This is a genomic window from Rhodoglobus galactosidasius (assembly GCF_054957775.1).
The window spans coordinates 1-258 of record NZ_JBQIAV010000032.1 but is presented as its reverse complement, the minus strand read 5'-3'; the positions used below and the strand labels follow the sequence as shown (position 1 = coordinate 258).

Below are 258 nucleotides of genomic sequence, written 5' to 3'. Positions count from 1 at the left end.
GAAAGACGGTGTCGATTGCTTTCTTCAACCCCGAGTGCGCATCAGACATCACCAACGCAACCCCGCCCAGGCCGCGAGTTTTCAACGACCGCAGAAACCCCGTCCAGAATGCTTCGTTCTCGGTGTCTCCCACGTCGAAGCCGAGCACTTCGCGGCGCCCGTCCGCCGCGACACCGACAGCGACGACGACCGCTTGAGACACGATCCGATGGTTCACGCGAGCTTTGCAATAGGTGGCGTCGAGAAACACATACGGGA

The 258-nt window shown here is 60.5% G+C and carries 1 protein-coding gene; it reads right to left on the bottom strand.

Features of this window, described 5'->3' with window-relative positions:
- A partial coding sequence (locus ACTJJW_RS14760; RefSeq protein WP_462645919.1) for a transposase occupies window positions 1-258 on the bottom strand: 258 nt, incomplete at both ends.